Source organism: Massilia sp. W12, from assembly GCF_037300705.1.
Lineage (GTDB): Bacteria > Pseudomonadota > Gammaproteobacteria > Burkholderiales > Burkholderiaceae_D > JACPVY01.
In genome coordinates, this window is record NZ_CP147776.1 from 1115966 (window position 1) to 1138083 (window position 22118).

Genomic DNA, 22118 nt, shown 5'->3' on the forward strand with positions numbered 1-22118 from the left:
TTCAGCACCTTTGCGGATCGCCTGCCGGGCGGGAATTGCTGCACATACGAACCTGGCCGCCTGCACTGATTTGCAGCGCCAGTTGTTGCTCCGGTTTTTCTGCAAGGCATGTGGCGTTGACAGCGCTGATGCCTGCGCAAATCAGGGCTGCGCCGGTGGTGGCGCGGCCCAAACCGTCAAAGCTGATGGTGCTCATGTTTGAATACAGTTGCACCAGTGAACCGCCTTCTCTCGATTCGGCTCTTTGTAAAATATTGGTGTTGTTGTCACAAGCGCCTTCCGGGCTGTTTTGACTCACCACCCAGAAAGGCACAGTCCCGGAAAGGGCGCAGTCGCTTCCCACATTGTTGGTCAGATACAGTGAAACCGTAGTGTTGCGCCGCACCGCTTCAGCACGGGCGAATTGCAAGCTGGCTTGCAAACCTTCAGCCACTGTGCGGATGCGCGCATTATTAATCCAGGCGCTGATATTTGGACTGGCGGCGGCAATCAACAACACCACAATAGCGATTGCCGCCATTAACTCAACCAGGCTCCATCCGCCCTGTGTCGCTGATTTCAACATTCCCCACCCCGCTTTTGCACCCAGCAATTATTAGGAGAAGGAAGAGACCAGCCTTCGGGCACACTGACTGTGCTTTTCGTATTGGTTTGATCCAGCGCAAAAGAGAAGCCCAGCATGCTGTCTTTGCCCGTGGCCAGCAAACGATAGGTGCTGGCGCCCAAATTGTCGGCAGGACATGTGAAGTCAAAATTTCTGCTGGTGGTGGTGTCAGAGGTGCAGGCCGGTGCGCCGACATAGGTGCGGTTATCCTGGAAAGACTGCTCCAGCAGCGCCTGTTTGGCCGCCAGTTGCGAGGTGGCCTCAGCAATTTTGCCGCGCCGCACATGGTCGGCGTAGTTTGGCAGCGCAACCGCCATAATGATGCCGATCACGGCGACGGTGATCATCAGCTCCAATAGTGTGAATGCCGGGCTGAAGCGCATGACAGGTTTGGAGCGGGAGTAAAAACTGGACGTGTTCATGGCAAATCCTTTCGCGTAAGCTCACTCTAAACCAAGCCCCTGACATTGCCAGCCGGAACCGACAGGCGGCGCAAACAACTGGTGTGAGCGGCTTGCTGTACGGCAACATAGCCCCGGCGCGGACAAGCTGTGCTGCGCTGGAGCCTCAAACCGGCCAGACTGCTCAGTCTGGCGCAGGGCATACTTGGTATTGCGGGTGTTGCACTGAAAACATCGCATCCGGTGCGGCATGGCGGACGGGCGATGGATCTTGCTGATGTTGCATGACTGTCTGTGTTTCAAGCTCAAGCTATTTTTTTCCTGCGGCCTGCGGCTGTCAAGGCATTGCTTGCCTGATTCGGCCCTTGCCGGCGGGGACTGACTTGCCGCCGCAAAATGAATACGTCATACTCATGGGCTTGACTCCCCGATCTTTCCACCGTGCAACCCCGAAAAACATTCATGCCAGTCCATCATTCTTCTATCGCGCAGTTATTTGAAGCGGGTTTTTCATCAGGAAAAAAAATTCTGACAGCTGGCTTGATTGTGTTGCAGGCATGCATCATGCAGCCCGCGCAGGCGGCGGATATGGGAAAAACGCTGCGCGCCGCGTTCAAAACCGCAGAAACCGGTTTTGACCCGGCCCAGGTCTCAGACGTCTATTCAAACGACATCATCCGCGCCATCTTTGACCCTTTGTTGACGTATGACTGGCTGGCGCGGCCTGCGAAACTGGTTCCGAATGTCGCCGTCAGCCTGCCGCAAGTGAATCAGGACGCGACCGAATACACTTTCCAGATCAAACCGGGTATTTATTTCGCTGATCACCCTGTGTTTAAGGGCCAAAAGCGGGAGTTGGTGGCGGCTGATTTTGTCTATAGCATCAAGCGCATTCTGGATCCGGCCACCCGTTCGCCGAATTTGTATATGTTTGAGGGCAAGTTCGCCGGCGCCGACGCCCTGATCGAAGCGGCGCGCAAAAGCGGAAAATTTGACTACGACGCGCCGATGGCCGGTTTGCAGGCGCCGCAGCGTTATACCCTCAAAATCAAACTCAACAAATCAGACTTCAAATTGCCGTTTTTGCTGGCGACAGTAAATACCGGCGCGGTGGCGCGCGAAGTGGTGCAGGCCTACAGTTTGCAAGACATCATGGCGCATCCGGTCGGCACCGGCCCGTATAAGCTCAAGGAATGGGTGCGCGGCGCCAAAATGGTGCTCGAAGCCAACCCGGATTACCGCGAAGAGATCTTCCACGCCACGCCGCAGGCCGGCGATGCGCAGGATGCGCAGATCATGCGCCAGATGCAGGGCAAGCGCCTGCCGCAGATTGGCCGCATCGAAGTTGCGGTGATGGATGAATCTCAGCCGCGCTGGCTGGCGTTTCTGGCCGGCGATCTGGACTACACCATCGTGCCTTCTGATTTTGTGGCGCGCGTGTTCCCCGGCGGGCAGCTGGCCCCGGAACTCAAGCAAGCCGGCATCATCTGGCAAAAAGAAGTCGCGCCCGGCACTTTTTACAGTTTTTTCAATCTCGACGACGCGCAATTCGGCGGCTATACGCCGGAACGCATCGCCCTGCGCCGCGCGATTATTTACGCCTATCGCTTAAATGAGGAAATTGCGCATTACTACAGCAATATGGCGATGCCGGCGCATGGCCCGTTAAGCCCGGGCGTGCTTGGCTATGACCCGGCCTGGCGCAGCGCGCGTCAGGATTTGCAATTGGCGCGCGCCTTGCTGGAGCGCTATGGTTATAAAGACCGCGATGGCGACGGCTGGCGCGAGGCGCCGGACGGCAAACCGCTCGAATTGGTGCGCGGCTCCACTCCCAGCTCGCAAGACCAGGTGCTTGATGAAGTCTGGAAGCGCAGCATGGATGCGCTGGGTATCCGCATCCGCTTCATCAAACAGAAATGGCCCGATTTACTGAAAATGGCGCGCCAGGGACAATTGCCGACCTGGGGCATAGGCTGGGCCGCCCAGATCCCGGACGGCGACACCTATTTGCAATTGCTGTACGGCCCGAATAAAGAAGCAAATAATCTGGCGCGCTTTGATTTGCCGGCGTTTAATCAACGCTATGAAAAAGCCGCCGGCCTGCCGCATGGGCCGGCGCGCGACCGCCTGTATCTGGAAATGCAACAATTGGCGGTGGCGTATGGCGTCTGGCATATGGGCGTGCACCGGGTCGAAAGCCATTTGCTGCAACCGCGTCTGCTGGGCTATAAAATCCACCCCTTCCTCACCAATGCCTGGAAATACATGGACATTGACAAGGACATCAAAGCGCAACATATCAGCCAGGACAAGTAAGCGGCGGGTGCGGCATCGACAGAAATGCCGCCAGCCGGTATACTCTTGCCCTTTTTGTGAGCACATCAGGGATACAGCATGGACGCTGACAACCAGCCCGGCAACGAGCAACAAGCCGCCAGCCCGGCCCCCGAGCGCATCGCGCGTGAGGTCGCGCGGCGCCGCACTTTTGGCATTATTTCCCACCCCGACGCGGGTAAAACCACCTTGACTGAGAAACTGCTGCTGTTTTCAGGCGCGATTCAATTAGCCGGCACGGTCAAGGCGCGTAAAAGCGGGCGGCACGCCACCTCCGACTGGATGGAAATCGAAAAGCAGCGCGGTATTTCGGTCGCCTCCTCGGTGATGCAGTTTGATTACCGCGACCATGTGATCAATCTGCTCGACACCCCCGGCCACCAGGACTTTTCGGAAGACACCTACCGCGTGCTGACGGCGGTAGACTCGGCCCTGATGGTGATTGACGGCGCCAAGGGTGTGGAAGAGCAAACCATCAAGCTGCTCAATGTCTGTCGCATGCGCAACACCCCGATTGTGACTTTCGTCAACAAGCTCGACCGCGAGACGCGCGACAATCTGGAGTTGCTTGACGAACTCGAATCGGTGCTCAAGATTCAATGTGCGCCAGTGACCTGGCCGATTGGCTGCGGCAAAGTGTTCCGTGGCGTGTATCACCTGTTGCGCGATGAAGTGCTGCTGTTTACCGCCGGCGAAGAAAAAGCCGACCAGAGCTATGAAGTCATCAAAGGCATCGACAATCCGCGCCTGATGGAAATGTTCCCGCAGGAAATGGAACAGCTGAAGATGGAAGTCGAGCTGGTGCACGGCGCATCGCATCCGTTTGATTTGCAAGCCTTTTTGGAAGGTGTGCAAACTCCGGTTTTCTTCGGCTCGGCGATTAATAACTTCGGCGTGCGCGAAATTTTAAACGCCCTGGTTGACTGGGCCCCGCCGCCGCGTGAGCGCGACGCCACCTTGCGTCAGGTGCAACCGCAGGAAGCGCCATTCTCCGGCTTCGTCTTTAAAATCCAGGCGAATATGGATCCGGCGCACCGCGACCGCATCGCCTTTTTGCGCGTTTGCTCCGGGCATTTCGAGCGCGGCATGAAGATCAAGCATTTGCGCCTGGGGCGCGAGATCAAACTGTCGTCGGTGGTCACCTTCATGGCCTCCAGCCGCGAACAGGTGGAAGAGGCGTTTGCCGGCGACATCATCGGCTTGCCGAATCACGGCAATATGCAAATCGGCGACAGTTTTTCCGAAGGCGAGTTGTTGCAATTCACCGGCATTCCTTATTTCGCGCCGGACTTTTTCCGCACCGTGCGCATCCGCAACCCGCTCAAGATCAAGCAATTGCACAAGGGTTTGCAGCAATTGGGCGAAGAGGGCGCGGTGCAGGTGTTCAAGCCGGTGCTGGGCAGCGATTTGATTCTGGGCGCGGTCGGCGTGCTGCAGTTTGAAGTGGTGGCCAGCCGTCTGATGAATGAGTACGGGGTGGATGCCGTGTTTGAGACGGCCAGCATTTCCAGCGCACGCTGGGTTTCTTCAGACGATAAAAAAGCCCTGAGCGATTTTGAGCGCTCGCTGGCGCCGAACATCGCCTATGACGCCTCGGGCAATTTGGCGTATCTCGCCACCTCCTCGGTGAATCTGCGTCTGACCCAGGAACGCTGGCCGCAATTGCAATTCCACAATACGCGCGAACATGCGGTGAAACTGGTGTAATGCAGCAAACAGCAAGATGAAAATTTCCGCATTGGATTCTTTCCATGCGGAAATTTTTTTGATATGCTGAAAACTCTGCATTTTTTCAGGAGCCGCCATGAAAACCAAAGCCAGTCAACAAAAGATCGTTCAAGCTGCTTTTGTCAGCGCCTTTGCGCTGTTGACCCTGGCCTGGCTGAGTGGCGCCGGCGTGCTGTGGCAATTCCTGGCCTTTGCCTTGCCGCTCTCGGCGCCGATGATTGCCGGTCTGCAAGCCCGGCGCGCCTTGCGTAAAGCCGCACTGGCGCGCAGTGCGATTCAACGCCGCCTGCAACCCGGCAACCAGCGTTGAGTTCTGCGTCAGGTTCAACCCTGGCGCGTCTTGCCGCTGAAAGGATCAAACCATAGCGCGCTGCGCGCCAAAGGGGTTTGTTCGCTCAGGGTGGGATTGGGAATTTTCAATACGCGGCGCTGGCTCAAGCCGGCGCGCGCGATCAAGTCCGCTTTATGTTTCAAAAACACGGCTTGCAAGCTGCCCTCTTTGAGCATGGCTTCCAGGCCGCTTTCGATTCTCTCCGCCAATAACCCGCCTTGCGCATCACGCCGCACAAAGAAATAACGCGGCAGGGGATAGTGTAAAAGCAGGCTGGGTTCAATCGCCAATTCGGGAAAATGACTGCTGCGCTCTTGAAATTCACGCAAAGCCTCATCCGCCGCACGCGAAAAATAATCAAAGCGCTGCGACTGCAGCATGCCGAACAAACCTTCGTAATTACTGCCTTCCACCACGGGCAGGCCGGCCGCCTGCAAAATCTGCACATCAACCCAGCCGCGCCCTTGACCTGCGCGCAAACGGCGCAAATCATCGAGCGTGCGCACAGCGGCGAATTGGGGCAGATTGGCTTTGCGCACCAGAAAAATGCGAAAGCCCAGCAAACCGCGATCGACCGGAATGCGGATCGGCCGCAGTTTTTGTTCAAGCCCGGGATTGGTGGCGCGCACCATCACATTCAAACGCGATTGCTCCGCTGTGCTCAGCATTTCTTGCGTGACGCGGGCCGGCGTCATTTTTTCCTCACTGGCTTCCATTGCATACGGGCCGTAACGCTCTTCGGTGCGTTCCAGCGCCATGCGTAAAACTTCCCAGTCATATTGATAGCGGCTGTCATGACTGGACTCGGCGGAGGGATGATGAAAAACCTGCGGCGCGCTTGACTGCGCGGCCCGCGCCGGCCACGGCGTCAGACAGGCCGCGCCCGCCGCCAGGAAAAAACGCCTGCGTTGAGACACAGGTTCAAAGGGGTGCCGCATGCGAAGCTCCTGCGATGGGGTATTTGTCACCGTCAATTTGCCGCAGTATACGGGATTTGCCTGTGCTATGTTACTCGCATGTTAAGAGTGTAAGCAGGCGGCATAGTGCAAGGGTGTGGGATGCGGATTGCTTATACTGGAAGGCGTCATTGGAGCATGTCCAATGCACATCATGCTGCCCCATTTCCCTTACACCGTTTGTAATCCACTCATCTGGAGACATGTTTATGCACACCTTTTACCGAGGCGACACCCGCAGCCCCGCCACCCTTGCCGCCAGCGGTTTTGGCATGCGCGGCGAAGCCATCAGCGCAGTCGAAAAAGCCGGCAATATTTACACCTTCATGCTGCACAATTGGTTTAATAAGATGAATGGGGTGGATTTGCAGCGCCATATCATCAACGCCAAAGACGCTGGCCGCCCCACAATTTCCACCGCCTTGGACGAAGGGTGCGGCGGCTATGACTCCGGCAATATCTACAAAATCGAATTTGATGAAAATGTAGTGAAACCCTATGTGTTTACTGCGGATGTGATGCAATCCCAAGAGCACTTTAACAATATGGTGAAAAAAGCCAATGCCGGTTTCGGGCGTGACAAGACATTCACTTTGTATATGGATAATCCGAAAATGGATTTGGCCACCATCATAGGCATTGACTTGCGCGTGAATACCGGCGAAGTCGCGTTTGTGACACCGATTCCGGCGGAGAATATCACCCGCTTCAAGGCCAAAGGCAGCACGGTTTGGGCGGATATGCCTTAAGGCTGCAGCCATCCTGTGCTTGGGGCGGGGCGCCGGTTTTGCTTGCTGCGCGTAGCCATATATGTGAAAATTGCATTCTGAGTTTTTTGATTTTGCTGATGTTTTGGTGTTGATTCGCATCGGTTTCAAAGCAAAAAATGCAGCCTGCGCCTGTGGTGGCGCGGTTTTTTATCTCATGAGGCTTCATCATGCATCTCACTTCTGCCAGCCCTGGTTTTTCAAGCGAAATGTTGGCGCAGGACTTGCGCACTGTGATTGCCGTGCGCACATTCTGGCCGGTTACCATCTTTTATAGTATCTGGCTGTTCATCTGGATATGGATAGTCAGCAAGATGCTGTTGCAGCCTGCATCCCTTGAAGTCATGACACCGGGTTTCATTCTCCTGATGACCTTGTGCAGTTTGGGTATGTTGTTGGGCTTGCTTTGGCAATTTGGCGGCAAAGAAATCATCAGCATTGAGCGCGACTGTTTGCATTACCGCATACAGGTTTTCGGACTCGGCTGGAGCAGGCGATATGCATTGCGCAAGCTGCAGTTTCTTCGGGTGGCGCCGGTGGCCGGCGGCGGTGCGCAATATAGCTTCTCATGGTGGCCGCCTGTCTTTGGCGCGGGCCGTGGCCAGCTTGTGTTTGACTACGAAGGCAAGCCTAAGCGTATGGCGGCTTCGTTGAATGCCGCGCAATGTGAGATGCTGCGGCAGGAATTGCAAGCGCATCTGCAGCCGCGCACCCCAGTGTAAAGCGTGAACCGCGCTGGCTGCAAAACAGCTCAGCGCGTACTCATCGCCGTCACCAATTGCCCCATTAAAGTCTTGATCAAGGCCGCCTCATCCGAGCTGATGCCCTCTGGTGCGGTGTCGCGGCGGTCGCCGTAAAACAGGCCGAATTGCATTTTTTCGACCACAATCGGCAGCACCATCATACTGCGCGCATCCGGCAGCAATTGCTTATGCCAATCCGGCAGCAATTCGCGGATTTTCGGCGTGCAGGCATCGGAAATCATCAAATCCGCACTATTTTCCATCGCCAGATGAAACACATCGCAGGCCGAATCAAATGGAAAGCAAAAGCGCTGCTGACGCGCGACATGCTGCTCGCCCATGGTCAGCACGGCGCGATAACAATGTAAGCGGCTGTCTTTGACGCAAATTGCGGCAAAACGGAAGCCCAGGCTGCTGTACAGCGTCTCCACCACCAGCGTCATCAATTCACTCGGCTTGTAATTGGCGCGCGCCAACATTTGCGTGGCGACTTGAATCCCGGCTAAGAGCATATCGCGCGCCGCCAGCGGTTTGCCGCTGGGGTAGCGCTCATCGGTCTGAATCACATGGTTATCCATGGCCGCCAGTTTCAACACCCCCGGCAAGCTTGGCCCGGCGGGCGCCGCTGGCGGCGGCGCGGTTTCGCGCGGCGCGCTGTCCAGATTCAAGCTCTTGCTGACCTGGGCGATTTCACGTCCGACCAGGCCAAACAGGGTTTTCATACGGTCCAGATCCAAATGCAAGGCCTGACCATAGCGTGCCAACAAGGCCTGCAGCTGCGCGCTGCTGAGCGCTTCGCGGCTCAGAATCAGCGGCGCCACTTCCTGCGCAAACGAAACCGCCTGGCGCAACCACTCCTGCCGGCTTTTGGCCGGGCGCAAGGGGCCGGCGGGCAGGGCGTGCATGGCGTCGGCCAGGCTGTCCGGCATATTCCAGCCGTGCAATACCTGCTCGGTTAAAAATTCGTAGGTGCAACCCAGAGTTTGATGCATCGCCAGCCCGGGGGCCAGGCCATCCTCAATCTTTTCCAGCACTTGGCGGTAAAGCGGGTTTTCATATGAGGCCACCAGTAATTGGCCGAGGTTGCGAAAGAGCGCGGCGATTGACGCTTCCTCGCCGCCGTATTGCGGATTCATGCGCGTCAATTCACGCCCGATCAGACTGGCGCACAGCGATTGCAACAACTCCTTGCGCACCATATCGGCATGCCTGCGGTTGGCCAGATTGTCCACCAGCAGCAAGGCCAGGGCGGTGCTTTTCACCGTATCAAAACCGAGCAAGAAAATGGCGCGCGAAACGGTTGTCACCGGGCTGCTGGCGGCGCTGCGGTAAAACACCGTGTTGGCGAGTTTGAGGATTTTTTGCGTCAGCGCCGTATCCGACAGCACATAGTAAGTCAGGCTGTGCGTGGCTTCATCCTCAGAGGAGGCCAGCTCGACCACGCGGGCAATCGCCACGCCCAGGGAGAGCAAATCCACATCCTTGGAAAATTTCAATAACAGTCGCTCGCGCGTGGCGGCGCTGTCCGGTTTGCGTTCTTCAGTCATGATGGCAGGCATGTGTTTTCCTTGAAACCGGGAGATGTGGACTTAAAAACAAGGCACAGCACAGGCTGTGAGCGACCGGGTTCTTCAGAAAAGCGGGGAAGACCAAAAGGTGTCCCGGCATCGACCACACACCAGGGAAACCAAAGACTTGAATCTGACGCGCAGCAGCAAATCAGGCTTAACGCCAGCTTGATCAGCTGAATTGATATGGCGCCATGGAAATTGCTCTGCGGCAATTTGTTGAAATGATAATAGGACAAAGCCGGACGCACTGCAAGGCTTTTCTGCTGGCAAGCATGGCGCAGGCTTTGCCTTATTCCGCATACTCCACCAGCAACTGCACCTTGGTCTGGCCGTTGAAGGTATTGGCGTCCAGACGGAAGGCCACTTGCGCCTGCGGGGGCAGGCTTTGATTGTGGCCAAACCAGATCGCATCATATTGCCGGCCGCGCTTTTCCAACACCAGCTTTAAATGCTTTTCCTTCAGAATGCGCTGATTCGTGATGCGGAATTCGTCGCAAAACAGCGGCGGCGCAAAACCCTGGCCCCAGACTTCACGCTCCAGCAATTCCAAAAACGTGGTGCTGTAACACTCTTCTTCCAGCGCGCCATCGGTTTCCACCACCCGCTCCAGCGTCGCCTGTGACAGCCACTCCAGGCCGACTTGTTCAAACGCGCGCGCAAAATCCTCGTAATGCTCTGCGGCAATCGTTAAACCCGCCGCCATCGCATGGCCGCCGAATTTTTCAATAATGTGCGGCGCGCGCTTGGCCACCAGATCCAGCGCATCGCGCAGATGAAAACCCGGAATCGAGCGTCCCGAACCTTTCAATTTGCCATGCTCGCCCGGCGCAAAAGTGATCACCGGACGATAAAATTTTTCTTTCAGGCGCGCCGCCACAATGCCGATTACGCCGGCATGCCATTCCGGGTCAGTGACGCAAATCGTATGCTGACTGGTGGGGAAATCATCCAGATGAAACAAGGCGCTTTCCTGCATATCGGCTTCAATTTCACGCCGCCGCAAATTGATATCGTGCAAATCCTGCGCCAATTGCTGAGCGCGCTCGGCGTCATCCGTGATCAGGCATTCAATGCCCAGTGACATATCCTGCAAACGGCCTGCCGCATTCACGCGCGGCCCCAGCGCAAAACCCAGATCAAACGGCCCGGCCAGGCGCGCCTCGCGCCCGGAGACGCGAAACAGCGCCGCCACGCCCGGCTGCATACGTCCGGCGCGCATGCGCTGCAAACCCTGCGCCACCAAAATCCGGTTATTCGCGTCCAGCTTCACCACATCCGCCACCGTCCCCAGCGCCACCAGATCCAGCAAACTGTCCAAACGCGGCTGATTCGCAGCGTCAAAGCGTCCCTCTGCGCGCAACTCGGCGCGCAGGGCCAGCAAAACATAAAACATCACGCCCACACCGGCCAGATTTTTGCTCGGAAAAGGGCAGCCGGCTTGGTTTGGATTCACAATCACCGCAGCATCCGGCAGGCGTTGCCCAGGCAAATGGTGGTCTGTCACCACTACCTGCACCCCGTATTGCGCGGCATACGCCACCCCGTCCACACTGGCAATCCCATTATCGACCGTGATGATGATATCCGGCTGCTTGCTGGCCAAGGCCAGGGCGACGATTTCCGGCGTCAAGCCATACCCGTGCACCGCGCGGTCGGGCACAATGTAATCGACTTGCGCCCCCAGCATGCGCAAACCACGGATGCCAACCGCACAGGCGGTGGCGCCGTCGCAGTCATAATCCGCCACAATCAAGAGTTTTTTGCGCGCGCCAATCGCCTGCGCCAAAAACTGCGCCGCCTCTTGCAACTGCAACATATTCTGCGGCGGCAGCAGGGCTTTTAATTCATGCTGCAATTCCTGTGCTTGCTGCACCCCGCGCGCGGCGTAAATGCGCGCCAACACCGGATGAATCCCGGATTGCTGCAGTAACAGCGCCTGACGCTGTGAATATTGACGCTGACTGATGCGGGTCATAAAACGTCCCGCACATCGGCGCCAGGGGCGGGCGGGGCAATCGGCGCGCGCGTATTCTGCGGCAAGGCGCGCAACAGGCTGCGCCAATCCGGGCGGCGCCAAAAACACATCCGCCGCCACGACTGATATTCCCAAACCTGGGCTTGGCGCTCATCGCACAAAACCAGGCGGATGGCGCGCCCGGCGGCCTGTTGCAAGAGCGGCGCAAATAAAGACGCCTCCAGCGCGGCAAAGGCGGCGCGCCAGCTGCCCCAATCGCCGGCCAAAGCATGCTGACTCAAACTGTCATCCAGCAAAAGCAAATTGGCGCTGTTTGGCGGCGTACAGGCGGCCAGCGCCTGCAACAGCGCATCGCCCTGGCGCACTTGCAGCGCGGGCGCTTGCGCCTGCAGCGGCTGCGCCGCGCCGCCCCATAACCAGAGCGCATTCACCGGCGGCAAACCGCTTTCCTGCCGCGCCTCATTCACAGGATCAGCAAACCAGGCCATTTGAATTTCATTTTGCAGCTTGCGCCAGCGCCGCTCGGTTTGACTGGCGGCATGTTTGGGCAGCCAGATCTCAATATTGTGGCCGCAAGCCGCATCCAGACTGGCGCAATCCAACTCCCGCCAGGCGTCGGCGCGCAACAGCCAGTGCCGCGCATCGCCCCAATGCAAAACCAAGCCTTCTTCCTGCAACAGCGTTTGCGCGCTGGCGAACAGGGCGCGCGCATGTTCCTCAGACAAGGCTAATTGGCGCGCATCCGTCAACACCAGATGATCGCGCGCGATGTGCAAATAAACCGGCGACAGCACAAACCAGGCCGCATTCGCGTCTTGTGCGCCGGCTGCGCCCCAGTGCGCCGCCAGCGTGGCGGCGGGCAGGGCGTGGCAAGCCGGGCCAAACAGCGCCTGCCACAGCTGCGCCTCATGCGGCAGACAGCGCGCATAGTCAGGCGCCGCCGGCAGCGCATGCTGGCGCGCGTGGCTGAGCAGGGTTTGGCAGGCCGGCATGCTCAAATCGCGCAACAGATCGCGCGCCAATTCGGCTGGCGGTAAGGAAAAAGGCAGCAGCACATGGCAGGCGCGCGTATGTGCAGGCAGGCTAAGAGGGGGGCAAACAGCGGCAAAATCGTTCATGCCGCAATTGTATGGCAAACTGGCGTTTTTCACTGACAGGCTTGTGCGCCAAGTCATACCCCATGGGATTTTTTTCAACAGAGCGCTTTGAATGGCGCATCGGCTTGCGTTACACGCGCGCCGGCAAGCGCAGTATGCGCAATGGCTTTATTTCGTTCAGCTCCATGTCGTCCATGTTGGGCATCGGGCTGGGCGTGGCGGCGCTGATTATTGTGATGTCGGTCATGAACGGCTTTCAAAAAGAAGTGCGCGACCGCATGCTCTCGGTTTTGGCGCATATCGAAGTGTTTGATGGCCGCGCCAGCGAAGGCGCGCCCGATCCAGCCGCCTTGCAACCCTGGGCCGAACAAATCGGCAAACATCCGCAGGTGCGCGGCATCGCCCCCTTTGTCGAAGCGCAAGCCATGCTGATGAATGGCGAAACCTTGCGCGGCGTGCTGGTGCGCGGCATCGTCCCTCAGCAAGAAGCCAAGGTTTCCGAGATTCACAAACAAATGCGCCAGGGCGGCCTGGATTTACTCAAAGACGGCAGCTTTCATGTGGTGCTGGGGCGCGAGCTGGCGCGCATCTTGCGGGTGGAAGTGGGCGATAAAATCACCATCATCGCGCCGCAAGGCCAGGTGACGCCAGCTGGCGTCAGCCCGCGCTTAAAACAATTCACCGTCATGGGCTTATTTGACTCCGGCCATTATGAATTCGACTCCACCTTCGCCTACATCGCCCTGGGCGACGCGCAAAAGCTGTTCCGCGACGCCAGCCCCCTGGGCCTGCGCGTGAAAATCGCCGATATGCAACAAGCGCCGGAAGTGAGCAAAGAACTGGCGCAAAGCCTGCCGGCGGCCAGCTATGTGCGCGACTGGACCAGCCAGAACCGCAGCTGGTTCGCCGCCGTTAAAACGGAAAAGCGCATGATGTTCATCATTCTCTCCATCATCGTCGCCGTGGCCGCCTTCAATCTGGTCTCAACCCTGGTGATGACGGTGACAGACAAGCAGGCCGATATTGCGATTTTGCGTACCCTGGGCGCTTCGCCGGCCTCGATCATGCAAATCTTCATCATCCAAGGCAGTTTGATCGGACTGCTGGGCGCTGCCGGCGGCGTGATTTTCGGCGTGCTGGTGGCCTTGAATGTCGGCTCCATCGTTTCCTTCATCGAAGGGCTGGCCGGGGTGCAATTTTTACCCAAGGATATTTACCTGATTTCCAGCATGCCCTCCGATCTGCACTGGGAAGACGTGATCTATACCGCCGCGATTGCGATTGCGCTGTCGTTTGCCGCCACCATCTACCCCAGCCTGCGCGCGGCCCGCGTGCGCCCGGCTGAGGCTCTGCGTTATGAGTAAAGCTATGCACGTTCTAGAATGCCGCGCCCTGGGCAAAGATTATGAACAGGGCAAACAGCGCTTGCAGGTCTTGCGCAATATTGAACTCAGTGTGCAGCGTGGCGAGCGGGTGGCGATTGTCGGCGCTTCCGGCTCCGGCAAATCGACGCTGTTGCATCTGCTGGGCGGGCTGGACGCGCCCAACGGCGGCGCAGTGCGCGTGATGGGGCGCGATTTTGCTGAGATGGATGAAAAAGCGCGCGGCGTCTGGCGCAATCAGCACATTGGCTTTGTCTATCAATTTCACCACCTGCTGCCGGAATTCACCGCGCTGGAAAACGTCGCCATGCCGCTGCAAATTCAGCGCCTCAAAAACAGCGAAGCGGCGCAGCGCGCTGAACAGATTTTGCAGCGCGTCGGCCTGGCTGCGCGCATCAGCCACTTGCCGGGCGAACTGTCCGGCGGCGAGCGCCAGCGCGTCGCCTTGGCGCGCGCCCTGGTGACGCAGCCGGCCTGCGTGCTGGCCGACGAGCCGACCGGCAACCTCGACCGCGCCAACGCGCAACAAGTGTTCGCCCTGATGTTGGAGTTAGCGCAAACCCTGGGCACCGCCTTCGTCATCGTCACCCACGACATGGAGCTGGCAGGCCGCTGTGACCGCATCTTGCGCTTGACCGAAGAGGGGTTAATCGCTGCATGAAAGTGCTGGCGGCGCGAGATCAAACGCGGTGCGCCGCCTCTGCTCGTGTAGGCGCAATCAAGCCCTGTCCCTCCCCCCCGGCCTGGTTTGGCGTGTGGGCTGGGTTGAGCAAAGCGATAACCCGGCGTCTGACCCCTGTTGATGCAAAAAGGAATTTGAGTTTGCCCATCCGACACCGGTGGAACCCAAAATGAATAGGAATTCCCCCGCCAGCCGTCAATCACCTGTTTGTGTGCGATCCATCGCTGAGCAAATAAACCTCAGCAGTAAAGCCTCTGCACAAAGGCCAAACCAGGCGTTGGTGCAAAGGCCGCGCTGCAACGCTCACACAAAACAACGCAGCACTCTGTAACGCAAGCCTCGCATATAGGCTTGCACCGCCTGTTCAGCCGCGCTTCTGGCTTTTTGTTCAGACGCTTCCATCGTTTGCGTGAATTTACGCACTCTTTCAACCCAGGTGCTGCTGTCTTCATCCTGGCTGAATGCCTTCAGATATGCCCGCATAATGTCAGGCTGTATGATCATATTGCTATTTATCTTGTTAAAAGCGAAATTTTCAAGGTAAGCGGCGACAAAGGCGTCAATTGAAGCATAGTGTTTGCACATGTACGGGTCGCGCGGGTCGGCAGAATAGCAGTGCTCCGCAACCTTGCCTTGCCATACAACGAGATGTGTCGGATAGCTGTTGGTATCGATGCCGAGATAGCGATCCGGCACGTAGTCGGCGCTGAAGAAAAAATGCAAATCGCCAAGGCGCGCTTTGTCGCAGTTCAAGGCGAGCAAGCCTGACCGTAGTAACTCTCTAAAGCAGGCAGTACGGAATCTATTCATCATAGGAGAGTGAGCCTTTTCAAAAAACAGGGTCTCAATAAAACAGGGTCTCAATTAATGGTTGTGCGGTGTGGCGGCGTCTGACGATCAAGCGGCGTCGGCTGCATAGTGATCCAACAACAGCGGCCAGGCCTCCAATAGATAATTTTCCGCCTCCACCTCGCTTTGTGCCGCCTGCCGCAACAAGGCTTCAATCTGCTCTGCCGACGCCGTCTGCTGATCCTGCAGCCAGGCTGCAATCAAGCTTTGCGCCTGGGCAAACAAAGCCGCGCCATCGGGCGCAGGCGGCGCATCTGCGGCTTCCAGCAGGGCCAGCACGGTGTCGCCGATGCGTTGCGCAAACGCGGCGCGGCTTTCATCCTCTGCGCGGCGCAGCGCGCAATCTGTCCCGCTCACATGCAGGCTGCCGCCTTCATAGCGCAGCTCCAGCCTCATGGCGTCAGCGGTTTTTTCTGCGCTTGCTTGGTGCGGACATCGCCGGCCGCCTTGTCCAGCGCCGACAAGCGCGCCGCCAGGTTTGGATGCAGGGCAGTGTGGTCGGGAATGCGCGTGGCCGGGTGGGCCTCGGCTAAGCGGCTCCAGAAAAAGCGCGCATTGCCAATCGGGTAGCCGGCCCGCACCAGCAGGAAAATCGCCAGATAATCCGCCTGCGCATCCAAATCCGCCGGATACGGTTTGATGCCGCCATTCGTGATCAAGAGCGAAGTGTCGGGTTTGATCTGCAAAAGATTGTCGATCATTGCCGTGATGGCGCTATTGCCACGGATGCGGCCCGGATGGCCGAGCGCATTGTGCGCCATTTCGCGCGCGATCAAATACGCCACTTCCTCATCGCTGCGGGTAAACGCCAGCATGCCGCGCGTGACCATCACGCGCGCCCCGTCGCCATAGGTGGCGACATTATCCGCATTGCCCAATTCCACCCGCATGCCGCAGGCGCGCGTCAGCGGCGCTTGCACCTGCAGCGTTTCGCCATCGCGCTGAATGGTCAGATTGACCCGCGTTTTGCCCGTCACCAGCGGCGCTAAAATGGTGGCGGCGATGCGCTCGGCGTTCATACCCTGCGGCAATTCACGGCCTTCGATTTTGAGCAGCACATCGCCGCGCTTGATGCCGGCCAGCGCCGCGCCGCTGCCCCCCAGCACACTCATAATCTGCAACTGGTCATGCAAGCCATACACTTCTTGTGCGGCCTGCACGAATTCGGAGGAATAGGAATAACGGTTTTTCGCGGTGAAACCGAGCAGATTGCGCGCCTGGCTGCGGCACAGTTCGGCGTTTTTCAAGAGCAGCGGGGCGGCGATGCGGTCCAGCCGGTCTTGTTGCGCGACCAGCGCCTTGAGACTTTCCGCCGCCGGCGAGGCTTGCGGCGGGGCCGTCACAGTTTGCGCCGGCGTACCCTGCTGCGGCGCCTCCTGCGGCGGGGCGGGGGGCGGCGTATTGCAGCCGGCCAGGGCAAGCAGGGCGAGCAGAACAGGGGCTGGCGAAAAACGTGACATAAGGCAACTCCTTGAACCTGAAAAATGCCGGAATCTGAAACAACATCAGTACCTTAACTTGGCCTCAAAGCGCGCAATCGCTTACGCTTTTCCGGTGCTGCCAAAGCCGGCGCCGCCGCGTTCGCTGGCGTCGAATTCATCCACCACCTCAAAACCGACTTGCAACACCGGCACAATCACCAATTGCGCCAGACGGTCCAGCGGCTGCAGCACAAACGGCGCAGCGCCACGGTTCCAAGTCGAGACCATTAACTGGCCCTGATAATCAGAATCAATCAAACCCACCAGATTGCCAAGCACGATGCCATGTTTGTGGCCCAGGCCGCTGCGCGGCAAAATCATGGCGGCATAGCCCGGATCAGCCAGATGAATCGCCAGACCGGTCGGAATCAGCACGGTTTGCCCGGGGGCCAATTCCAGCGGCGCATCAATGCAAGCGCGCAGATCCAGACCGGCGCTGCCCGGCGTGGCGTAAGCGGGCAGATAATCGCGCATACGGGAATCGAGAATTTTCAGGCTGACTGTTTTCATATTGATAAAATTGAAAAGATTAACATGATGCTTTTGACGGCAGATACAAACGCCATCTTGCCACATCAAGCCGCAATACGCTTTGAACTTGTAACAACAGGGGCAAAAAAGCGTTTATCATTGGTAAAAACAGGAGGGTAAGCGGCATGCAGGAAATACAGCGGGAGGAAGCGGACTTGAGTGCGCCCCAGCGCGCCTTGCTGGCGGAATTGGCGCAAGCCTTGCCGCCGGATGTCTTGTTGCATGGCAGCGAGGCCACGGTGGCGTATGAATGCGATGGCTTGAGCGCCTGGCGGCGGCGTCCGTTTGCCGTCGCCCTGCCATGGGACGAAGCGCAGATCCTGACCATTTTGCGCGCTTGCCGCAAGCACGGCATTCCGCTCACCCCGCGCGGCGCCGGCACCGGCTTATCCGGCGGCGCGCTGCCGGCCCCGGGCGGCATGCTGCTTTCCACCGCGCGCTTAAACCGGATTGTGCGGATTGACCCCGCCACCCGCAGCGCGCTGGTGCAACCCGGCGTGCGCAATCTGGCGGTATCGCAAGCCGCCGCCGCCCACGGCTTGTACTACGCGCCCGATCCATCCTCGCAAATCGCCTGCAGCATAGGCGGCAATGTGGCGGAAAACTCAGGCGGCGTGCATTGTCTGAAATACGGACTGACGCTGCATAATGTCAGCGGCCTGCGTCTGCTCACCATGGACGGCGAGGTATTGGAAATCGGCGGCGGCGCACCCGATACGCCGGGGCTGGATCTGTTGCCGCTGATTGTCGGCAGCGAAGGCATGCTGGGCGTGGTCACGCAAGTGCGGCTGCGCTTATTGCCGCAAGCGCCTTGCGCGCAATTGATCGTCGCTTCTTTTGACAGCGTGAGCCAGGCCGGGCAGGCGGTGGCGGATCTGATCGCCGAGGGCATTATTCCCGCCGGATTGGAAATGATGGATCGCACCTCAGTCGCCATGGTCGAGCCGTTTGCGCGCGCCGGCTACGATCTGGACGCCGCCGCGATTTTGCTGTGTGAAAGCGATGGCAGCGCCTTGCAGGTGGCGCAGGAAAGCGCGGATATGCAAGCGGTGTTGCTGCGCGCCGGCGCCAGACGGCTGCAAATTTCACACGACGAGCAAGAGCGCGCGCGCCTCTGGTCCGGGCGCAAAAACGCCTTCCCCGCCGCCGGCCGCATCTCGCCCGATTATTACTGCATGGACGGGACGATTCCGCGCCGTCATCTGGCGTATGTCTTGCAAAGCATCCAGCAAATGGAACAGGAATACGGTTTGCGCTGCGCGAATGTGTTTCACGCCGGCGATGGCAATTTGCATCCCCTGATTTTATTTGACGCCAATGCGCCGGATGAATTGGCGCGCGCCGAGCGCTTTGGCGCGGCGATTTTGGAATTGTGCGTGGCGCTGGGCGGAACCATTACCGGCGAACACGGCGTCGGGGTGGAAAAACTCGATTCCATGTGCGTGCAGTTTTCGGCGGCGGAAAACAGTTTATTCCTGGCGCTCAAACGGGCCTTTGATCCGGCCAATTTATGCAATCCTGACAAAGCGATTCCGAGCCTGGCGCGCTGCGCCGAATATGGCCGCATGCATATTGCGCGCGGCGATGTGCGCTTTCCCCATTTACCGCGTTTTTGAGGCCCCATGGATGCACAGTTAGCGCAATGGCAAGAACAGATCCGCAGCGCAGCGGCGGCGCGCCGCCCTTTGCGCCTGCGCGGCAGCGGCAGCAAAGATTGGTATGGCGGGCCGCTGCAAGGCGAGATTCTGGACACCCGCGCCTGGCGCGGCATCCTGGCGCATGCGCCGGAGGAATTGGTGCTGAGCGCGCGTTGCGGCACGCCAATGAGGGAAATTGAGCAAACGCTGCAGCAAGCCGGCCAGATGCTGGCCTGCGAGCCGCCGCATTTCGGCCCCGACGCCACGCTGGGCGGCGTGCTGTGCGCCGGCCTCTGCGGGCCGGGACGCGAGCGTTACGGCGCTTTGCGCGATGCGGTGCTGGGCGTGGCGCTGCTGGACGGGCGCGGCGACTTGCTGCGCTTTGGCGGCCAGGTCATGAAAAACGTGGCCGGTTACGATGTTGCGCGCATGCTGCCCGGCTCAATGGGGGTGTTGGGCCTGGTGACGCAGGTTTCCTTGCGCTTGCAACCCTTGCCGCGCGCGCAAGTCAGCCTGTTGCTGGACATGCCGCAAGCGCATGCGCTGCAAGCTTTACAGCGCTGGCAACTGGCCGGGCTGCCACTGGACGCCTCATGCTATTTTGACGGGCAATTGCGCTTGCGCTTATCCGGCCTGGAGACCGTGGTGGCGGCGGCGCAGCGTGAGATTGGCGGCGCGATTGTGGTGAATGGCGCGCAATTCTGGCGCGATGTGCGCGAGCAGCAACTCGATTTCTTTCTTCAGGCGCGCAGCCTGTGGCGCCTTGCGGCGCCGGCAGACGCGCAGATAGCGGCCTTGCCGGGGCGGCAATTGCTGGAGTGGGGCGGCGCTTTGCGCTGGCTGGCGCTGGATACGCCGCCAGACCCTGCATTTGGTGCGCACTTGCGCCAGCAGCTCGCAGCGTGCGGCGGACACGCCACCCTGATGCGCGGAGCGACGGCAGACTGTCCCGCCTTCACGCCTTTGGCGCCCGCCATGCTGGCGCTGCAGCGGCGTGTCAAGCGCGTTTTCGATCCCGCCTTGATCTTCAATCCCGGGCGCCTGTATGCCGGTTTAGAGCAGGATTAAAGTGTGCAAACCCGTTTAGCTGATTTCATTCAGGCGCAGCAGCAGGGACAAGACGCTGAGCGCATTTTGCGTGCTTGCGTGCATTGCGGTTTTTGCACGGCAGTATGTCCCACCTATCAATTGCTGGGCGATGAGCGCGACAGTCCGCGCGGGCGGATTTATCTGATCAAGCAAATGCTGGAAGGCGCGCCGCCAACGCAGATCACGCAAACCCATCTGGATCGCTGTTTGAGCTGCCGCAGTTGCGAAAGCGCCTGCCCGTCCGGGGTTGAATATGCGCACTTGCTGGAAATCGGGCGCAAAGTGGCGCAAGAACAAGTCAAACGGCCCTGGCGCGAGCGCGCCAAACGCGCCTTGTGGCTGAATCTGTTTGCGCGCCCGGCCTTATTCGGCGCGCTGCTGCGCCTTGGCCGTCCCGTGCGGCAGATCTTGCCGGCCCCCTTGCGCGCCAAGCTGCCGCCGCCTTTTCCGAACCAAGGCACATGGCCCGAACCACCTGTTGCGCCAGTCGCACGGGTGCTCTTGTTTGAGCCTTGCGTGCAAGACGCGCTCAATCCGAATCTGAACGCCGCCACCGCGCGCATGCTGGCGCGCCTGGGCGTGCAGACCTTGCGTTTGCCTCAGCCGCAATGCTGCGGCGCGCTGGATTTGCATGGCGGGCGCGAGGCGCAAGCGCAAGCGCGTATGCAAAATATGTTGCAAGCCGCGCTACCGCTATTGCAAGCCGATGCTGATTTGCTGTTGCTTTCCAACGCCAGCGGTTGCGGTCTGGCCTTGAGCGAATTCGGGCGCTATTTCGCGCATGATGCGGCGCTGGCGGCGGGCGCTGCGCTGTTTTCGGCGCGGGTGCGCGATATTGCGCAAATTCTGCCGCAGCGCATCGCCGCATCCCCCTGGCGCGCCCGCTTGCAAGCCTGCGCCAAGCCGCACTTAGCCTGGCATGCGCCGTGCAGCATGCAACATGGTTTGCGCCTGGGCGGACTGGTCGAAGCCTGTTTGCGCGAACTGGGTTTTAGCGTGCATTTGCCGCAGGATGCGCATCTGTGCTGCGGTTCAGCCGGCAGCTGGTCGGTGTTGCAGCCGGCGCTGTCAATCCAGTTACGGGAGCGTAAATTGGCGGCTTTGCAACACAGCCAGGATCCTGCCGTCGCGCCGGAATATATTGTCAGCGCCAATATCGGCTGTCAGGGACACTTGGCCGCCGCCAGCCCGCTGCCGGTGCGGCATTGGGTGGAGTTGCTGGACAGTTTATGCAGCCGCCTCGAAGCGGACGGTACGAAAGAGCAGGGGACTTAAATGCGCCACCGTGCGATGAGAGCAAGAGGAAGCTGAAGCGATAATTTGCAAACGTAAGTCATTGATTTATAGGCGCGTAGATGGAAATTGATTAAATCAGCGTTTTCTAATTGGTGACTGTTCAGCGTGAAAATTTCTATACAAATCAATGAGTTACCTTGGTAATATTTCCAGGTGAAGTCATTTTTTAAATCGAGAAAGGCCTTATATTTCGCGTAAAAATTCGTAACCCATTGATTTATATGGATCTCTTAAACTTTCTTGCAAAACATTGGTGATTTTGCAACCATTTGATTTTAAAGGGTAATTTCAGGGATTCGTAGGGGCTGAATAGACACAAAAATTGTACTTTTGAACCAGGAAAAGTAAACGGTCGAAATGAAATTGCATAGATATTAATTGATTTAATAGGGTGTTGAAAAAAATTAACACTTGGTGATTTCTCATGTTATCTCTACCCCCCCCTGGTCAAAATAGTTGTCGCCTCCAGTGATTTGGAGTTCTAATCCATGCCGGGGGCGATGGAACTGACGATGATGAAATACACGCAAGAGAAGAAAGAACATGTGCTCAAGCTGATGAGCGCACCACAAAACAAGTCTGTGGCCGAGGTCGCTGAGATATGCGGCGTGCCAGAGGCTACGCTTTACCTGTGGCGGAAGCCTAGTTGATTTTCTGGACTTTC

The 22118-nt window shown here is 58.5% G+C and carries 21 protein-coding genes; 11 read left to right on the forward strand and 10 right to left on the reverse strand.

Annotation, left to right across the window (positions count from 1 at the left end; translation table 11 throughout):
* Position 1: 1 nt before the first annotated feature.
* Together V8J88_RS04610 and V8J88_RS04615 are read right to left on the reverse strand one after the other, a co-directional pair.
* Positions 2-565 carry a GspH/FimT family pseudopilin gene (locus V8J88_RS04610; protein ID WP_338848089.1) on the reverse strand — a complete coding sequence of 188 codons (564 nt, stop codon included), beginning with the start codon at positions 563-565 and terminating at the stop codon, positions 2-4.
* Complete coding sequence (locus V8J88_RS04615) at positions 559-1026, reverse strand: type IV pilin protein (RefSeq protein WP_338848090.1); 468 nt, start codon at positions 1024-1026, stop codon at positions 559-561. Before V8J88_RS04615 ends, V8J88_RS04610 begins: the two co-directional genes overlap by 7 nt.
* A 567-nt stretch (positions 1027-1593) precedes the next feature.
* Between V8J88_RS04615 and V8J88_RS04620 the strand changes: the two genes are divergently transcribed.
* From V8J88_RS04620 to V8J88_RS04630, 3 genes are all read left to right on the forward strand, one after another.
* On the forward strand, positions 1594-3321 hold the full coding sequence (locus tag V8J88_RS04620) for an ABC transporter substrate-binding protein (RefSeq protein WP_338848092.1): 1728 nt from the start codon (positions 1594-1596) through the stop codon (positions 3319-3321).
* A 78-nt stretch (positions 3322-3399) separates the two neighbouring features.
* Complete coding sequence (locus V8J88_RS04625) at positions 3400-5046, forward strand: peptide chain release factor 3 (protein ID WP_338848093.1); 1647 nt, start codon at positions 3400-3402, stop codon at positions 5044-5046.
* 97 nt (positions 5047-5143) lie between these two features.
* Positions 5144-5377 carry a hypothetical protein gene (locus V8J88_RS04630; protein ID WP_338848094.1) on the forward strand — a complete coding sequence of 78 codons (234 nt, stop codon included), beginning with the start codon at positions 5144-5146 and terminating at the stop codon, positions 5375-5377.
* A gap of 14 nt (positions 5378-5391) precedes the next feature.
* Here the strand turns inward: V8J88_RS04630 and V8J88_RS04635 are convergent, their stop codons facing one another.
* Positions 5392-6336: a hypothetical protein gene (locus V8J88_RS04635; protein ID WP_338848095.1), complete on the reverse strand. Its 945-nt coding sequence runs from the start codon at positions 6334-6336 to the stop codon at positions 5392-5394.
* A 227-nt stretch (positions 6337-6563) separates the two neighbouring features.
* Here V8J88_RS04635 and V8J88_RS04640 point away from each other — a divergent pair, with 227 nt between their 5' ends.
* Positions 6564-7103 (forward strand): hypothetical protein, encoded by a 540-nt coding sequence (locus V8J88_RS04640; protein WP_338848096.1) that lies wholly within the window; start codon positions 6564-6566, stop codon positions 7101-7103.
* A gap of 188 nt (positions 7104-7291) precedes the next feature.
* Positions 7292-7843 carry a hypothetical protein gene (locus V8J88_RS04645; protein ID WP_338848097.1) on the forward strand — a complete coding sequence of 184 codons (552 nt, stop codon included), beginning with the start codon at positions 7292-7294 and terminating at the stop codon, positions 7841-7843.
* A gap of 29 nt (positions 7844-7872) precedes the next feature.
* Here the strand turns inward: V8J88_RS04645 and V8J88_RS04650 are convergent, their stop codons facing one another.
* The 3 genes from V8J88_RS04650 to V8J88_RS04660 form a co-directional block, all read right to left on the reverse strand.
* Positions 7873-9423 carry an HDOD domain-containing protein gene (locus V8J88_RS04650; protein ID WP_338848098.1) on the reverse strand — a complete coding sequence of 517 codons (1551 nt, stop codon included), beginning with the start codon at positions 9421-9423 and terminating at the stop codon, positions 7873-7875.
* A 301-nt stretch (positions 9424-9724) separates the two neighbouring features.
* Positions 9725-11410: a single-stranded-DNA-specific exonuclease RecJ gene (gene recJ / locus V8J88_RS04655; protein ID WP_338848099.1), complete on the reverse strand. Its 1686-nt coding sequence runs from the start codon at positions 11408-11410 to the stop codon at positions 9725-9727.
* Positions 11407-12585, reverse strand: coding sequence for a hypothetical protein (locus V8J88_RS04660; protein WP_338848100.1), 1179 nt, complete (start codon positions 12583-12585; stop codon positions 11407-11409). Before V8J88_RS04660 ends, recJ begins: the two co-directional genes overlap by 4 nt.
* A gap of 5 nt (positions 12586-12590) precedes the next feature.
* On the opposite strand from V8J88_RS04660, the gene V8J88_RS04665 reads away from it, so the two are divergent.
* Both V8J88_RS04665 and lolD read left to right on the forward strand, forming a co-directional pair.
* Positions 12591-13871, forward strand: a complete 1281-nt coding sequence (locus V8J88_RS04665; protein WP_338848102.1) for a lipoprotein-releasing ABC transporter permease subunit — start codon at positions 12591-12593, stop codon at positions 13869-13871.
* 4 nt (positions 13872-13875) lie between these two features.
* A complete protein-coding gene (lolD, locus tag V8J88_RS04670) occupies positions 13876-14550 on the forward strand; it encodes a lipoprotein-releasing ABC transporter ATP-binding protein LolD (RefSeq protein ID WP_338848104.1) in 675 nt (224 codons plus the stop codon).
* Between the two features lie 324 nt (positions 14551-14874).
* Here the strand turns inward: lolD and V8J88_RS04675 are convergent, their stop codons facing one another.
* The 4 genes from V8J88_RS04675 to dut form a co-directional block, all read right to left on the reverse strand.
* On the reverse strand, positions 14875-15384 hold the full coding sequence (locus tag V8J88_RS04675; RefSeq protein WP_338848105.1) for a hypothetical protein: 510 nt from the start codon (positions 15382-15384) through the stop codon (positions 14875-14877).
* An 84-nt stretch (positions 15385-15468) separates the two neighbouring features.
* Positions 15469-15816 carry a hypothetical protein gene (locus V8J88_RS04680; protein WP_338848106.1) on the reverse strand — a complete coding sequence of 116 codons (348 nt, stop codon included), beginning with the start codon at positions 15814-15816 and terminating at the stop codon, positions 15469-15471.
* A complete protein-coding gene (locus V8J88_RS04685; protein WP_338848108.1) occupies positions 15813-16880 on the reverse strand; it encodes a M48 family metallopeptidase in 1068 nt (355 codons plus the stop codon). The genes V8J88_RS04680 and V8J88_RS04685 overlap by 4 nt, the downstream gene beginning before the upstream one ends.
* 81 nt (positions 16881-16961) lie before the next feature.
* Positions 16962-17411, reverse strand: coding sequence for a dUTP diphosphatase (gene dut / locus V8J88_RS04690; protein ID WP_338848109.1), 450 nt, complete (start codon positions 17409-17411; stop codon positions 16962-16964).
* A 146-nt stretch (positions 17412-17557) separates the two neighbouring features.
* Here dut and V8J88_RS04695 point away from each other — a divergent pair, with 146 nt between their 5' ends.
* The 4 genes from V8J88_RS04695 to V8J88_RS04710 all read left to right on the forward strand — a co-directional run bounded on the left by V8J88_RS04695 (position 17558) and on the right by V8J88_RS04710 (position 22104).
* Positions 17558-19048, forward strand: coding sequence for an FAD-linked oxidase C-terminal domain-containing protein (locus V8J88_RS04695; protein ID WP_338848111.1), 1491 nt, complete (start codon positions 17558-17560; stop codon positions 19046-19048).
* Positions 19049-19054: 6 nt separating this feature from the next.
* Positions 19055-20137, forward strand: coding sequence for a glycolate oxidase subunit GlcE (glcE, locus tag V8J88_RS04700; protein WP_338848113.1), 1083 nt, complete (start codon positions 19055-19057; stop codon positions 20135-20137).
* A 3-nt stretch (positions 20138-20140) separates the two neighbouring features.
* Positions 20141-21433 carry a glycolate oxidase subunit GlcF gene (glcF, locus tag V8J88_RS04705; RefSeq protein WP_338848115.1) on the forward strand — a complete coding sequence of 431 codons (1293 nt, stop codon included), beginning with the start codon at positions 20141-20143 and terminating at the stop codon, positions 21431-21433.
* 533 nt (positions 21434-21966) lie between these two features.
* On the forward strand, positions 21967-22104 hold the full coding sequence (locus tag V8J88_RS04710) for a transposase (protein WP_338848116.1): 138 nt from the start codon (positions 21967-21969) through the stop codon (positions 22102-22104).
* The last annotated feature ends 14 nt before the right edge of the window (positions 22105-22118 follow it).

What these genes read in the sequence shown, in the direction of transcription:
- V8J88_RS04630 (WP_338848094.1), top strand. Translation starts at nt 5,144, where the DNA reads ATGAAAACCAAAGCCAGTCAACAAAAGATCGTTCAAGCTGCTTTTGTC.
- V8J88_RS04645 (WP_338848097.1), top strand. Translation starts at nt 7,292, where the DNA reads ATGCATCTCACTTCTGCCAGCCCTGGTTTTTCAAGCGAAATGTTGGCG.
- V8J88_RS04635 (WP_338848095.1), bottom strand. Translation starts at nt 6,336, where the DNA reads ATGCGGCACCCCTTTGAACCTGTGTCTCAACGCAGGCGTTTTTTCCTG.
- lolD (WP_338848104.1), top strand. Translation starts at nt 13,876, where the DNA reads ATGCACGTTCTAGAATGCCGCGCCCTGGGCAAAGATTATGAACAGGGC.
- V8J88_RS04640 (WP_338848096.1), top strand. Translation starts at nt 6,564, where the DNA reads ATGCACACCTTTTACCGAGGCGACACCCGCAGCCCCGCCACCCTTGCC.
- V8J88_RS04685 (WP_338848108.1), bottom strand. Translation starts at nt 16,880, where the DNA reads ATGTCACGTTTTTCGCCAGCCCCTGTTCTGCTCGCCCTGCTTGCCCTG.
- glcE (WP_338848113.1), top strand. Translation starts at nt 19,055, where the DNA reads ATGGATGCACAGTTAGCGCAATGGCAAGAACAGATCCGCAGCGCAGCG.
- V8J88_RS04695 (WP_338848111.1), top strand. Translation starts at nt 17,558, where the DNA reads ATGCAGGAAATACAGCGGGAGGAAGCGGACTTGAGTGCGCCCCAGCGC.
- V8J88_RS04625 (WP_338848093.1), top strand. Translation starts at nt 3,400, where the DNA reads ATGGACGCTGACAACCAGCCCGGCAACGAGCAACAAGCCGCCAGCCCG.
- V8J88_RS04665 (WP_338848102.1), top strand. Translation starts at nt 12,591, where the DNA reads ATGGGATTTTTTTCAACAGAGCGCTTTGAATGGCGCATCGGCTTGCGT.
- V8J88_RS04710 (WP_338848116.1), top strand. Translation starts at nt 21,967, where the DNA reads ATGATGAAATACACGCAAGAGAAGAAAGAACATGTGCTCAAGCTGATG.
- dut (WP_338848109.1), bottom strand. Translation starts at nt 17,411, where the DNA reads ATGAAAACAGTCAGCCTGAAAATTCTCGATTCCCGTATGCGCGATTAT.
- V8J88_RS04680 (WP_338848106.1), bottom strand. Translation starts at nt 15,816, where the DNA reads ATGAGGCTGGAGCTGCGCTATGAAGGCGGCAGCCTGCATGTGAGCGGG.
- V8J88_RS04620 (WP_338848092.1), top strand. Translation starts at nt 1,594, where the DNA reads ATGGGAAAAACGCTGCGCGCCGCGTTCAAAACCGCAGAAACCGGTTTT.
- recJ (WP_338848099.1), bottom strand. Translation starts at nt 11,410, where the DNA reads ATGACCCGCATCAGTCAGCGTCAATATTCACAGCGTCAGGCGCTGTTA.
- V8J88_RS04675 (WP_338848105.1), bottom strand. Translation starts at nt 15,384, where the DNA reads ATGATGAATAGATTCCGTACTGCCTGCTTTAGAGAGTTACTACGGTCA.
- V8J88_RS04610 (WP_338848089.1), bottom strand. Translation starts at nt 565, where the DNA reads ATGTTGAAATCAGCGACACAGGGCGGATGGAGCCTGGTTGAGTTAATG.
- V8J88_RS04615 (WP_338848090.1), bottom strand. Translation starts at nt 1,026, where the DNA reads ATGAACACGTCCAGTTTTTACTCCCGCTCCAAACCTGTCATGCGCTTC.
- V8J88_RS04650 (WP_338848098.1), bottom strand. Translation starts at nt 9,423, where the DNA reads ATGCCTGCCATCATGACTGAAGAACGCAAACCGGACAGCGCCGCCACG.
- V8J88_RS04660 (WP_338848100.1), bottom strand. Translation starts at nt 12,585, where the DNA reads ATGACTTGGCGCACAAGCCTGTCAGTGAAAAACGCCAGTTTGCCATAC.